At 67.4% G+C, this 12,943-nt stretch carries 9 protein-coding genes and 2 riboswitches; of the genes, 7 read left to right on the plus strand and 2 right to left on the minus strand.

The features are described from left to right. Positions 1–71 precede the first annotated feature (71 nt). The gene (gene hemN / locus CupriaWKF_RS16710; protein WP_276098904.1) at positions 72–1,541 is read right to left on the minus strand and encodes an oxygen-independent coproporphyrinogen III oxidase; all 1,470 of its coding nucleotides are present in this window, start codon (positions 1,539–1,541) and stop codon (positions 72–74) included. A gap of 210 nt (positions 1,542–1,751) precedes the next feature. On the opposite strand from hemN, the gene CupriaWKF_RS16715 reads away from it, so the two are divergent. Beyond that, complete coding sequence (locus CupriaWKF_RS16715) at positions 1,752–2,894, plus strand: ABC transporter substrate-binding protein (RefSeq protein WP_276098905.1); 1,143 nt, start codon at positions 1,752–1,754, stop codon at positions 2,892–2,894. 308 nt (positions 2,895–3,202) lie between these two features. Here the strand turns inward: CupriaWKF_RS16715 and CupriaWKF_RS16720 are convergent, their stop codons facing one another. Then, on the minus strand, positions 3,203–5,299 hold the full coding sequence (locus tag CupriaWKF_RS16720) for a UvrD-helicase domain-containing protein (RefSeq protein WP_276098906.1): 2,097 nt from the start codon (positions 5,297–5,299) through the stop codon (positions 3,203–3,205). A gap of 271 nt (positions 5,300–5,570) precedes the next feature. Here CupriaWKF_RS16720 and CupriaWKF_RS16725 point away from each other — a divergent pair, with 271 nt between their 5' ends. The 6 genes from CupriaWKF_RS16725 (at position 5,571) to CupriaWKF_RS16750 (ending at position 12,928) form a co-directional block, all read left to right on the plus strand. Next, positions 5,571–5,807 carry a glycine zipper 2TM domain-containing protein gene (locus CupriaWKF_RS16725; protein ID WP_276098907.1) on the plus strand — a complete coding sequence of 79 codons (237 nt, stop codon included), beginning with the start codon at positions 5,571–5,573 and terminating at the stop codon, positions 5,805–5,807. 62 nt (positions 5,808–5,869) lie between these two features. Then, a riboswitch (glycine riboswitch) is annotated at positions 5,870–5,958 on the plus strand. A gap of 21 nt (positions 5,959–5,979) precedes the next feature. Next, a riboswitch (glycine riboswitch) is annotated at positions 5,980–6,113 on the plus strand. A 98-nt stretch (positions 6,114–6,211) separates the two neighbouring features. Beyond that, positions 6,212–7,339: a glycine cleavage system aminomethyltransferase GcvT gene (gene gcvT / locus CupriaWKF_RS16730; RefSeq protein WP_276098908.1), complete on the plus strand. Its 1,128-nt coding sequence runs from the start codon at positions 6,212–6,214 to the stop codon at positions 7,337–7,339. Between the two features lie 104 nt (positions 7,340–7,443). Further along, positions 7,444–7,824 carry a glycine cleavage system protein GcvH gene (gene gcvH / locus CupriaWKF_RS16735; protein ID WP_029046545.1) on the plus strand — a complete coding sequence of 127 codons (381 nt, stop codon included), beginning with the start codon at positions 7,444–7,446 and terminating at the stop codon, positions 7,822–7,824. 103 nt (positions 7,825–7,927) lie between these two features. Beyond that, positions 7,928–10,858, plus strand: a complete 2,931-nt coding sequence (gcvP, locus tag CupriaWKF_RS16740; RefSeq protein ID WP_276098909.1) for an aminomethyl-transferring glycine dehydrogenase — start codon at positions 7,928–7,930, stop codon at positions 10,856–10,858. Positions 10,859–10,961: 103 nt separating this feature from the next. Beyond that, positions 10,962–11,498, plus strand: a complete 537-nt coding sequence (locus tag CupriaWKF_RS16745; RefSeq protein WP_276098910.1) for a YetF domain-containing protein — start codon at positions 10,962–10,964, stop codon at positions 11,496–11,498. Between the two features lie 53 nt (positions 11,499–11,551). Beyond that, complete coding sequence (locus CupriaWKF_RS16750) at positions 11,552–12,928, plus strand: L-serine ammonia-lyase (protein ID WP_276098911.1); 1,377 nt, start codon at positions 11,552–11,554, stop codon at positions 12,926–12,928. The last annotated feature ends 15 nt before the right edge of the window (positions 12,929–12,943 follow it).

Consider the following 12,943-nt stretch of genomic DNA (forward strand, 5'->3'; position numbering starts at 1 on the left):
CCCGCGACTGGTTCGCGGGCTTTTTTTTGGTTCTTCGCCTGTCGCCGTGCGCCAGGAATGGCGCCGCCGGTTCAGACCACGCGCGAGTACCGCGGCACGAACCGCACCGGCTCGGCACCGTCGTTGGCGGCTGGCTGCGCGGCAGGCGGCCGCGCGGCATCTTCGCGCAGGTACCGGTCGAACACCATGGCCACGCGGCGCACGAGCAGGCGGCCCAGCATGGTCACCTCGATGCGGCCCGGCTCGCGGCGGACCAGGCCATCGACACCGAGCCGGTCGAGATCGCCGAGTTCCGCGGCGAACACGTCCGCGAAATCGATGCCATGGCGTGCCTCGATCTGCGCGATGTCGAGCACGCCGTTGCACATCAGCGCGCCGATGATCTCGCGGCGCAGATGATCGTCGCGCTCCATCGCGAAGCCACGTATGACCGGCAGCCGGCCGTCGTCGAGCGCAGCGTAATAGTCGTCCAGCGTGCGCGCGTTCTGCACGTATCGTCCCGCCACGGCTCCGATCGCGGAAATGCCGAAGCCGAGCTGGTCATAGCCGGCATGCGTGGAGTAGCCCTGGAAATTGCGCTGCAACCGGCCCTCGCGCTGGGCCACGGCGAGGTCGTCGTCGGGCAGCGCGAAGTGGTCCATGCCGATATAGACGTAGCCGGCGGCGGTCAGGCGCTCGATCGTGGAGACCAGAATGTCGAGCTTCTCGCCCGCGCTCGGCAAGGCGTTTTCATCGATGCGCCGCTGCGGCTTGAAGACGTGCGGCAGGTGCGCGTAGCTGTAGACCGAGAGCCGGTCCGGCCGCAACGTCAGTACCCGCTCCACCGTCGCGTTGAAGCGCGCCGTGGTCTGGTGCGGCAGCCCGTAGATCAGGTCCAGGCTGACCGAGCGGAACCCCAGTTCGCGCGAAGCATCGACCACCGCCCGGGTTTCCTCGAACGGCTGCACGCGATGGATGGCCTGCTGGACTTCGGGATCGAAATCCTGCACGCCGAGGCTGACACGGTTGAAGCCGAGTTCGGCGAGCAACGCCATGCGTTCGTGGTCGACGCGGCGCGGATCGATCTCGATCGAGTGCTCGCCGTCGGCCGGCAGGTCGAAGTGCTCGTGCAGCGAAGCCATCAAGCGGCGCATCTCGGCCGGGTTCAGGAAAGTCGGTGTGCCACCACCCCAGTGCGATTGCAACACCTGCCTGCGCCCGCCAAGGTGTGCCGCAGCAAGGGCCATTTCGCGCCCTAGGTAGCTCACGTATTTGGCGCTGCGCCCATGGTCACGCGTGATGACCTTGTTGCAGCCGCAGTAGTAGCAGATGTTCTCGCAGAACGGGATGTGCAGGTACAGCGACAACGGCGCCGGCGCCGCCGCGCCGCAGTCCGCCAGCGCAGCATGATAGGCGGCTTCGTCGAAGCCGCCATGGAAGCGGTCTGCCGTGGGGTAGGACGTATAACGCGGACCGTTGCCGTCGATTCGGCCTGCCAGCGCGCGGAAGTCGGACAAGGCGCGGCGGTCGAGCGCCGCGGATGGCGTGGATGACGTGTTCATGGGGGCGGACTTATGGGGGAGTTTGACGGTCCATGCTAGTTCCGCGACGCGTGCAGGGACTTGACCCGCGTCAAGCACCACCGCCGCAATGCTTGCGCACACCCCTCGTGAGCGGGGGGGCTGCGTCACATTTCTGTCACGGATGCCGGATACGCTGCGCCCCGCATCTCCGGCAGCCACCGCCCGGATCGCTCAGCCAACCGTGTTCCCATGCCTTCAATCCTGCCCTGTTTGCCGTACCCATCGCTGCGCGGCGAAGCGCTGCCAGACTCCCCGCGACGCCGCCAGCTGATGCTGGCGCTTGGCGGACTGGCCGCCACGCCGCCGGTCCTGGCCCAGTCACCGGCCCGGCGCACTGCCGTGGTCGGGCACCTGCTCGACCGCAGCGGCGCGCAGGCCGATCTGGCGCGCGACTATCTGGCGGGCGCCAAGGTCATGTTCGACGCGGCCAACGCCACGGGAGGGCCCGTGCGGATCGCGCATGTCGTGCGCGACGCCGATGCCGATCCGCGCGCGGCGCTCGCGCAGGCACTGTCGCTCGTGGATAGCGAGCATGCCGAATTGCTGTTCGGTCCGGGCGACCGGTTGCTGCCCGCGCTGGCGGCCTCGCCCGAACTGCACCGGCGCGGCGTGCAGATCGTGGCGCCGCTCTCGGGCCTTGCCCTGAGCGCGGACAACGTCTGGTTCACGCGGGCCGACTACCAGGCCGAGCTCGACGCCGCGGTGAAGCAGTTGCGCGACTATGGGCTGACCCGCGTGGCCCTGGCGGTCTCGGCGGAGTTCGCCGCCACCGCGTCCGGCAATGGTGCATCGTGGCTGACCCGGCTGGAATCCACGACGGGCACGCGCGCGGTGCCGCTGGGCGGCAGCCCGGACGCCGCAGCGCGCACCATCGCGGCGCAACGGCCGGGTGCCGTGATCGTGGCGGGCGATACGCTCGCCTATGCGAGCCTGGGCCGCGCGCTGGCCGCGCAAGGCTGGTACGGATTCCTGGTCGGGTTGTCCGCGGTCAGCCCTGCGGTCGCGCGCGAAGTGCTCGGCGCAGGCTACCCGGGCGGCATGGTGCTGACGCAGGTCGCCCCCGGCCCGCAGGCCGCCACGCTGCGCGTGGTCAAGGAGCATGTGGCCCGCATGAAGCAATACCTCGATGAACCGCCCTCGCCTGCGACCATCGCCGGATACATCGGCGCGGCGTGGCTGGTGCGCGCCCTGGGCGGGTGGCACGGCAACGGCACGGTGGAACTGCGGCGCGCGCTGCAGGCACGCATCGACGTGGGCGATTTCACGCTCGACTTCACGCAGGGCCAGCGCGGCTCGCGCTACGTGCAGCTGGCCGCTTCAGGCGCGCGGTAGTTCCCTGTGGCGCCTTTGTATCAGGCCCGATACACGGGCGTGCGCTCCTGAGATCAAGGCGATAAGCGGAGTGCGGGGAATGGGTGATGGTGGGGTTGTCGTGCTTGGCAGGCGCCGCTGTTTCGCCGGCGTAGCCGGCGAAACACACGACACCCCCAACCCTTCCCTATTCCCGCGTCACCGCCCGACGCCCGACGCCCGCACAGGACAGCTCCGCGCCAACGCCGGAAAATATTAGGCCCGCGCCGGCACGTGGGCCATGTCCCGTTCATATCGCTTGGTATCGGCAATATTGCCTCCCGCAAATCTCACCCCTGCGCCGCCTTGCCACCATTGCCGAGCAAAGCCTTCAGCGCGCCAAGCCGGTCCTTGGGACTCATTGCCGGTGTCTCATCCTTCGGCGCGGGCGCCTCTTCCAGCTTCATCTCGCCGATGAAGCGCGAAGGCTCGCAGGAATATGTCTCCCGCGCGCGCTTGCGCTTCTTGCACCAGCTGATATGCAGGCTGCGCTGGGCACGCGTGATACCCACGTACATCAGGCGCCGCTCTTCCTCGATCTTCTCGTCACCCATGTCCTCGTCCTCGCGGCAATGGGGCAGGATGCCCTCTTCCACGCCAACCAGGAACACATGCGGATATTCGAGGCCCTTGGACGCGTGCAGCGTCGACAGCCGCACCGCGTCGGGGTCTTCCTCGCGCCCTTCCAGCATGCTCATCAGCGCCACGGTCTGGGTCAGTTCGAGCAGGTTCTTGCCTTCGTCGCCGAAGCCGTCGGTATTGTCGAAACCGGTGGCTTCGCCCTCGCCCTCCGGTTCGGGCCGCGTGCCCTTGCGCTTGAGCCAGTCAAGGAACTCGAGCGTGTTGGTCCAGCGCGACTGGGCCTGGCGCTCGTCGAAGGCGTCATACAGGTAGGCTTCGTAGTGGATGCCTTCCATCATGTCGTCCAGCACCACGCTGGCCGGGTCCTTGGTCGCGCGATCGGCCAGGCGCACCATCGATTCGCAGAACACGCGCAGCGGCTCGAGCTGGCGCGGCTGCAGTTTCGCTTCGATGCCACCCATCATGGCAGCCTCGAACAATGACACCTTGGCCTGGCCCGCGAACGTGCCCAGCACTTCCAGCGTGGTGTTGCCGATGCCGCGGCGCGGCGTGGTGATCGCGCGGATGAAGGCGGGATCATCGTCCGGGTTGGCGATCAGCCGCAGGTAGGCGCAGATGTCCTTGATCTCCGCCTTGTCGAAGAAGCTCTGGCCGCCCGACAGCACGTAGGGAATGCGCTCGCGCCGCAGGATCTGCTCGAACAGCCGCGCCTGATGATTGCCGCGATACAGGATCGCGTAGTCGCGGAATTGCGCGCGGCGCTCGAACTTGTGCGCTGACAGGCGAAACACCACGGATTCGGCCTCGTGCTCCTCGTCGTTCATCGGGTGCACGGCGATCGGGTCGCCCATGCCGTGCTCGCTCCACAATTTCTTGTCGAACAGCTTCGGGTTGTTGGCGATGACCGAATTGGCCGCTTCGAGGATGCGCACGGTCGAGCGGTAATTCTGTTCGAGCTTCACGACCTTGAGGTCGGGGAAATCGGTCTGGAGCAAGCGCAGGTTGTCCAGCGTGGCGCCGCGCCAGCCGTAGATGGCCTGGTCGTCATCGCCCACGGCGGTGAACGCCGGCGCGCGCAGGTGCGACCCGCCCGCCAGCAGCTTCAGCAGCTGGTACTGGCACGCGTTGGTGTCCTGGTATTCGTCAACCAGGAAGTAGCGCAGGCGGTTCTGCCACTTGAGCTGCACCGCTTCATTGCGCGCGAAGAGTTCGGCCGGCAGGCGGATCAGGTCATCGAAATCCACCGCCTGGTAGGCATTCAGCGTGGCCACGTAGTTGCGGTAGACCAGCGCGGCCTGGTGCTCGTCTGCATTGGCGGCCTGCGCGATGGCCGCTTCCGGATCGACCATGCCGTTCTTCCACAGCGAGATGGTGCTCTGCACGCCGCGGATCAGCTTCTTGTCGGTGGTGCCAAGCTGCTCCTGGATCAGGCCGAAGCAGTCATCGGAATCCATGATCGAGAACTGCGGCTTCAGGCCCACGTGTTCGGCCTCCAGGCGCAGGATCTGCACACCCAGCGAGTGGAACGTGCACACCGTGAGCTGCCTGAGCGGCAGGCGCTTGCCCTCGCGCGTGGTCTTGCCCTCCATCAGCTTGCCGATGCGCTCCTGCATCTCCTTGGCCGCCTTGTTCGTAAACGTGACCGCGGCGATGTGGCGCGGCTCGAAGCCCTTGTCTTCGATCAGGTGCGCGATCTTCTGCGTGATCACGCGCGTCTTGCCCGAACCCGCGCCGGCAAGGACGAGGCAGGGCCCGTCCAGGTAGCGGACGGCTTCGGATTGGGCGGCATTCAGGCCGTGGGTCATGCGTGGGATGTGTCTGACGTGGGCGGGGCGGCGGAGGCGCCTGGTACGCAACATGCCGCAGCATGTCGGCGGCCGGCGCGAAGCCAGCCATGTTAACACGCGCGACAGAAGCGGTTCTGTCAGCGGAAACCGGTATTTGGTTGGCGCGCATGTTACCGGGGTAACACTTGGTAAGTCCCAAAAACCGGCTGCACATCGCGGTTTCTAATGAGTAGGCGGGAGGGATTCCGATCCGTCCCGGGCCTGTTTGAAGTCACTTCCGGAGCCAATCATGAGAACTCTACGAGCCCTTGGCAAGGCGACACTGGTAGGCGTGGCAGTAGCGGCCCTCGCGGGCGGTTGTTCCGATATGACGCCAAAGCAACGTAATACCGCAATCGGTGCGGCCGCCGGTGGCGTGGGCGGCGCCGTGCTGACCAACGGCAGTGCGGTCGGTACCCTCGGCGGCGCCGCGCTCGGCGGCGTGGTCGGCAACGTGGTCACGGACGACAACCACCATCACCGCTAAGGGGTGACGAAAGCGGGCGGGCCTGCCGCGTTGACAAAGGCAGGGCCCTCCCGTACATTGCGCGCATCCGACCGGGAGAGCGCGCACAGTATTGCGCCGCCGAAGGGGTATCACCCGAAAACTCTCAGGCACCACGGACCGTTCGGATCGGCATGCAACATGCACACGATGCATGCCGCACTCTGGAGAGCGGCACCCGCCATTAAGATGGCGAGCGTGCCCACCGAAGGGGCGCGCGAGGACCGGACCTGCCATCAGGCAGAGCCGCCTCGTAATCTCTCAGGTATCGAGGACAGAGGGGTCATCCGCCGCAGCGGATTGCGACGCCATTCGGGCGAAGCAAGCGTTGCGGCGGATGACCCTTTTTTTCGTTTTCGCAACCGAGATTGCCCCCGAGGATTCCCATGACGCTCCAGGCCACGCCCCTCAACGCCATCCACCGCGCTCTCGGCGCCCGCATGGTCGATTTCGGCGGCTGGGACATGCCGGTCAACTACGGCTCCCAGATCGAAGAACACAACGCGGTGCGCGGCGACGCCGGCATGTTCGATGTGTCGCACATGTGCGTGGTCGACCTGGCGGGCCCGAATACCCGCGCGTTCCTGCGCGGCCTGCTGGCCAACAACGTCGACAAGCTGCAGACCCCGGGCAAGGCGCTGTACTCGTGCATGCTCGACGAGAAAGGCGGCGTGATCGACGACCTGATCGTATATTTCTTCGCCGAGGACCGCTTCCGCCTGGTCGTCAATGCCAGCACGGCGCTCGGCGATATCGAATGGATCCGCGCGCGCAATGACGCCACCGGCAGCGGCGTGACCATCACCCCGCGCCGCGATGACGTGGCCCCGGCTGGCGTGCTGCCGCTGGCCATCGTTGCCGTGCAGGGCCCGAACGCCCGCGCCAAGGTGTGGAGCGCCTTCCCGTCCACTCAGCCTTCCGACGCCCTCAAGCCCTTCAACGCCATCGTGGTGCAGGATCCTGCTATCGGCGAGATCATGGTCGCGCGTACCGGCTACACAGGTGAAGACGGCTTCGAACTGGTCGTGCCCGCCGAGAGCGTTGCCGCTGTCTGGGAAAAGCTCGATGCCGCAGGCGTGCGCCCGGCCGGGCTCGGCGCGCGCGACACGCTGCGCCTGGAAGCCGGCATGAACCTGTACGGCCAGGACATGGACATCAACGTCTCGCCGCTGGACGCGGGCCTGGCCTGGACCGTGGACCTGCAGAGCGAGCGCGATTTCACCGGCAAGGCGGCACTCGCCGCCGCCGGCCAGCGCCAGCAGTTCCTGGGCCTGATCCTGCGCGACAAGGGCGGCGTGCTGCGCGCCCACCAGAAGGTCATCACCGCGGCCGGTGACGGCGAAATCACCAGCGGCACCTTCAGCCCGTCCCTGTCGCAGTCGATCGCTTTCGCACGCCTGCCGATGGGCGTGGCGGTCGGCGATACCGTCCAGGTGGAGATCCGCGACCGCAAACTCGCGGCGACTGTGGTTAAACTGCCGTTTGTGCGTATTGGCAAGGCACTCGTGAGCTGAGGCGGCAACGCCCCGGCCCACCACAACGGTCGCCCGTCGCGCCTGCCCCATCCACCGATGGCAGGCGCCCGAATCAAGAACAAATCTGAATCCGGAGAACCCTCATGAATTTCCCCGCTGACCTGAAATACACCGAGTCGCACGAGTGGGTGCGCGTCGAAGCCGACGGCACCCTGACCATCGGCATCACCGACCATGCGCAGGACGCGCTGGGCGACATCGTCTTCCTGGAACTGCCCGAAGTGGGCAAGTCGGTTGGCGCCGGCGACGCGCTTGCCGTGGTGGAATCGGTGAAGGCCGCTTCCGACATCTACGCCCCGGTGGCCGGCGAAGTCATCGCCGTCAACGAGGCCGCCACGGCCGCGCCGGAAAGCGTGAACGCCGACGCCTTCGACGCGTGGCTGTTCAAGCTCAAGCCGGCCAACAGCGACGACGTCAACGGCCTGATGTCGGCCGACGCCTACAAGGCCAGCGTCGGCGCCTGACGCCACGCCCGCCGGCCCCTGCACCAAGCATGGGCCGGCCACTGTATCGATGCGCGGCGGCATGGCTGACCACCTGCCGCCGCGCCCCAACGAGGTTCTTGCCATGAACGCCCCGCTTCCCATGACCGCCGCCCAAGGTAACCGGCCCACGCTGGCCGAACTGGAGGCGCGCGACGCCTTCGCCGCTCGCCATATCGGCCCCGACACGCCCGAACAGCAGCACATGCTCAAGGTGCTCGGCTACAGCAGCCGCGCCGCGCTGATCGACGCCGTGATCCCCGAGGCCATCCGCCGCCGCGACGGCATGCCGATGGGCGAATTCACCGAGCCGCTGGCCGAGGAGGCCGCACTGGCGAAGCTGCGCAAGCTCGCTGGCAAGAACAAGGTCCTGAAGAGCTTTATCGGCCAGGGCTACTACAACACGCTGACCCCGGCCGTCATCCTGCGCAATATCTTCGAGAACCCGGCCTGGTACACCGCGTATACGCCCTACCAGCCCGAGATCTCGCAAGGCCGCCTGGAGGCCATGCTGAACTTCCAGCAGATGGTCACCGACCTGACCGGCCTCGATATCGCCAACGCTTCGATGCTGGACGAAGGCACCGCCGCAGCCGAGGCCATGACGCTGCTGCAGCGCGTGAACAAGCACGCGTCGAACACCTTCTACGTGGCCGACGACGTCCTGCCGCAGACGCTGGAAGTGGTACGCACGCGCGCCAAGCCGCTGGGCATCGAGGTGAAGGTCGGCCCCGCTGCCGACGCAGCTTCGGCCCACGCGTTCGGCGTGCTGCTGCAGTATCCGGGCGTCAATGGTGACGTGACCGACTACCGCGCCATTGCCGACGCCGTGCACGCGGCCGGCGGCCTGGTGGTGGCGGCCGCCGACCTGCTGGCGCTGACGCTGATCGCCGCGCCGGGCGAATGGGGCGCCGACGTGGCCGTGGGCAACTCGCAGCGCTTTGGCGTGCCGCTTGGCTTCGGCGGCCCGCACGCGGGCTACATGGCGGTGAAGGATGCCTACAAGCGTTCGATGCCGGGCCGCCTGGTCGGCGTGACCATCGACGCGCAGGGCAACAAGGCCTACCGCCTCGCCCTGCAGACGCGCGAGCAGCATATCCGCCGCGAGAAGGCCACGTCCAACATCTGTACCGCTCAGGTGCTGCTGGCCGTGATGGCGTCGATGTACGCCGTGTACCACGGCCCGCAAGGCCTCAAGCGCATCGCGCAGCGCGTGCATCGCCTGGCGGCCACGCTGGCCGTGGGCCTGCAGACGCTCGGCTTCACGCGTACCAACGCGACGTTCTTCGACACGCTGACGTTCGAGACCGGCTTCAATACCGAAGCGATCCACGCCGCCGCGACCGAGCGCGGCATCAACCTGCGCCATGCCGGCGCGACGCGCATCGGCGTGTCGCTCGACGAGACCGCGACGCGCGACGACGTGGTGGCGCTGTGGGAAATCTTCTCGCACGGCAAGCCGCTGCCGGCCTCGCTGACGTTCGATGCCATCGAGGCAACGGTCGAGGACGCCTTCCCGGCCAACCTGGCACGCCAAAGCGCCTACCTGACGCACCCGGTGTTCAACACGCACCACGCCGAGCACGAGATGCTGCGCTACCTGCGCATGCTGGCCGACAAGGACCTGGCGCTGGACCGCACCATGATCCCGCTGGGCTCGTGCACGATGAAGCTCAACGCCACCAGCGAGATGATCCCGGTGACCTGGCCCGAGTTCAGCCAGATCCACCCGTTCGCGCCGCTGGACCAGACCGTGGGCTACCGCGAGATGATCGACCAGCTCGAGGACATGCTGTGCGCAGCCACCGGCTATGCCGCCGTGAGCCTGCAGCCGAACGCCGGCTCGCAGGGCGAATACGCCGGCCTGCTGATCATCCACGCCTACCACGCCAGCCGCGGCGAAAGCCATCGCGACATCTGCCTGATCCCGTCGTCGGCGCACGGCACCAACCCGGCGTCGGCGCAGATGGCCGGCATGAAGGTGGTGGTGGTCGCCTGTGACGAAAACGGCAACGTCGACCTGGAAGACCTGGCGAAGAAGGCCGAGCAGCACAGCAAAAACCTGGCGGCCATCATGATCACCTACCCGTCCACGCACGGCGTGTTCGAGCAGGGCGTGCAGCAGATCTGCGAGATCGTGCACCAGCACGGCGGCCAGGTCTACGTGGATGGCGCCAACATGAACGCCATGGTCGGCACGGCCGCGCCGGGCCACTTCGGCGGCGACGTGTCGCACCTGAACCTGCACAAGACTTTCTGCATCCCGCACGGCGGCGGCGGCCCCGGCGTGGGTCCCGTGGCCGTCGGCGCGCACCTGGCCGATTTTCTGCCGAACCAGGACAGCGTGGGCTATCGCCGCGACGACAACGGCATCGGCGGCATCTCGGCCGCGCCGTTCGGCTCGGCCAGCATCCTGCCGATCTCGTGGATGTACATCGCCATGATGGGCTCGGCCGGCCTCACCGCCGCCACCGAGAACGCGATCCTGGCCGCCAACTATGTCGCCAAGCGCCTGTCGCCGTACTACCCGGTGCTGTACACGGGCCAGCACGACCTGGTGGCGCACGAGTGCATCCTGGACCTGCGCCCGCTGCAGAAGGACACCGGCATCAGCAACGAGGACGTGGCCAAGCGCCTGATGGACTACGGCTTCCACGCCCCGACCATGAGCTTCCCGGTGCCGGGCACGCTGATGATCGAGCCGACCGAAAGCGAGGCCCTGCACGAGCTGGACCGCTTCATCGACGCGATGATCGCGATCCGCCAGGAAATCGGCCGTGTCGCCGACGGCACCTTCGACCGCGAGGACAACCCGCTCAAGCATGCCCCGCACACCGCGGCCGTGGTCACGGCCAACGAGTGGACGCGCAAGTACACGCGTGAAGAGGCGGCCTATCCGGTGGCATCGCTGCGCACGCAGAAGTACTGGCCGCCGGTCGGCCGCGCCGACAACGTCTACGGCGACCGCAACCTGTTCTGCAGCTGCGTGCCGATGAGCGAGTACGCCCAGGACTGAGGCCGTCCTTCGCCCGGCGTCCGGTGACGGACGGCCGCCGCGCGCGCTATGCTCGACACAGGGGCGCCGCGCGTCGCGGCGCCACCAGCACAGCGGAGGCTGCATGTGGAATCTCAGTGCCCCCTGGTGGGAGTTCGTGCTGCGCGGACTGATCGTGTATGGCGCGGTGCTGGCCCTGCTGCGGATGTCGGGCAAGCGCCAGATCGGCCAGCTCACGCCGTTCGACCTGGTGTTGCTGCTGGTACTGTCCAACGCCGTGCAGAACGCCATGAACGCCGGGGACAACTCCGTGACCGCCGGGCTGATCCTGGCCATCACGCTGGTGGGCGCCAATGCCGGCCTTGCCTATCTGACCTGGCGCAGCCGCAAGCTGGAGGTCTTCGTGGAAGGCCGGCCGCAGTTCCTGATCCATGACGGCAAATTGCTGCGTGACGTGATGCGCAGCCAGCGCGTCAGCATGGAGGACCTCAACAAGGTACTGCGCCACGCCGGCAGCAGCAGCATCGCCGACGTGCATTTCGCCATCCTGGAAACCGACGGCACGGTATCGGTCAAGCTGCGCCAGCAGCCGGCCGGCGCCGCGCCGCCCAAGCCGGATGCGTCGGTCTGGAGCGAAGTCGGCAAGGACGACGCAGTTTGAACCTGCAATGCCCGCTTGCCATCCGCAAGCGGCAATGACTTCAGGAGTGATCCGTGGCAGTCAGCGTCTTCGATCTGTTCAAGGTGGGCATCGGCCCGTCGAGCTCGCATACCGTGGGCCCGATGCGCGCTGCCCTGATGTTCGCGCAGGGCCTGGAGCGCGATGGCCTGCTGCCGCAGGTCGCCAGCGTGCGCGTGGAGCTGTATGGCTCGCTCGGCGCTACGGGCAAGGGCCACGGCACCGACAAGGGCGTGATGCTGGGCCTGATGGGCGAAGCGCCCGATACCATCGATCCCGACACCATCGACGGCCGGCTCAAGGCGCTGCGCGCGAGCCGCACGCTGTCGCTGCTGGGCCGCCACCCGATCCCGTTCATCGAGAAGGAACACATCGCGTTCTATCGCCGCGAGGCCATGGCCGAGCACCCGAACGGCATGAAGTTCCACGCCTTCGACGCGCAGGGAGCGTCGCTGCGCGAGGCGCGCTACCTGTCAGTTGGCGGCGGCTTCGTCGTCACCGCGGGCGCGCCCAACACGCAGGTGCTCAAGGCGGCGCAACAGATGCCGCACCCGTTCCGCAGCGGCAAGGACATGCTGGAGATGGCGAGCGAAAGCGGCAAGAGCATCGCGCGCCTGATGATGGAAAACGAGCTCACGTGGCGCAGCGAGGACGACGTCACCGCCGGCCTGCTGCATATCTGGGACGTGATGCAGGCCTGCGTGGTGCGCGGCTGCCGCACGGATGGCGAATTGCCCGGCCCGTTCAAGGTCCGCCGCCGCGCGCCGGAGCTGTACCGCAGCCTGACCGAGCGCGCCGAGCGCACGCTGTCCGACCCGCTGTCCGTGATGGACTGGGTCAACCTCTATGCGATCGCCGTCAACGAGGAAAACGCCGCCGGCGGCCGCGTGGTGACCGCGCCGACCAACGGCGCGGCGGGCATCATCCCGGCCGTGCTGCACTACTACGACCGCTTCGTGCCCGGCGCCAACGCGCAGGGCGTGGTGGAGTTCCTGCTCACCGCCGGCGCAATCGGCCTGCTCTACAAGCTCAATGCGTCGATCTCCGGTGCCGAGGTTGGCTGCCAGGGCGAGGTTGGCGTGGCCTGCTCGATGGCGGCTGGCGCGCTTGCGGCGGTGCTGGGCGGCTCCCCCGCGCAGGTCGAGAACGCCGCCGAGATCGGCATGGAGCACAACCTGGGCCTGACCTGCGATCCGGTCGGCGGGCTGGTGCAGATCCCATGCATCGAGCGCAACGCGATGGCTTCGGTCAAGGCCGTGAACGCCGCGCGCATGGCGTTGCGCGGCGACGGCACGCACTACGTATCGCTCGATTCGGTCATCAAGACCATGCGCGAAACCGGCGCCGACATGAAGACCAAATACAAGGAAACGGCGCGCGGCGGGCTGGCGGTGAATATCGTGGAATGCTGAGCCCGGTGCGGCGTA

Source organism: Cupriavidus sp. WKF15, assembly GCF_029278605.1.
GTDB lineage: Bacteria > Pseudomonadota > Gammaproteobacteria > Burkholderiales > Burkholderiaceae > Cupriavidus.

What these genes read in the sequence shown, in the direction of transcription:
- CupriaWKF_RS16725 (WP_276098907.1), top strand. Translation starts at nt 5,571, where the DNA reads ATGAGAACTCTACGAGCCCTTGGCAAGGCGACACTGGTAGGCGTGGCA.
- CupriaWKF_RS16720 (WP_276098906.1), bottom strand. Translation starts at nt 5,299, where the DNA reads ATGACCCACGGCCTGAATGCCGCCCAATCCGAAGCCGTCCGCTACCTG.
- CupriaWKF_RS16715 (WP_276098905.1), top strand. Translation starts at nt 1,752, where the DNA reads ATGCCTTCAATCCTGCCCTGTTTGCCGTACCCATCGCTGCGCGGCGAA.
- CupriaWKF_RS16745 (WP_276098910.1), top strand. Translation starts at nt 10,962, where the DNA reads ATGTGGAATCTCAGTGCCCCCTGGTGGGAGTTCGTGCTGCGCGGACTG.
- hemN (WP_276098904.1), bottom strand. Translation starts at nt 1,541, where the DNA reads ATGAACACGTCATCCACGCCATCCGCGGCGCTCGACCGCCGCGCCTTG.
- gcvH (WP_029046545.1), top strand. Translation starts at nt 7,444, where the DNA reads ATGAATTTCCCCGCTGACCTGAAATACACCGAGTCGCACGAGTGGGTG.
- gcvT (WP_276098908.1), top strand. Translation starts at nt 6,212, where the DNA reads ATGACGCTCCAGGCCACGCCCCTCAACGCCATCCACCGCGCTCTCGGC.
- gcvP (WP_276098909.1), top strand. Translation starts at nt 7,928, where the DNA reads ATGAACGCCCCGCTTCCCATGACCGCCGCCCAAGGTAACCGGCCCACG.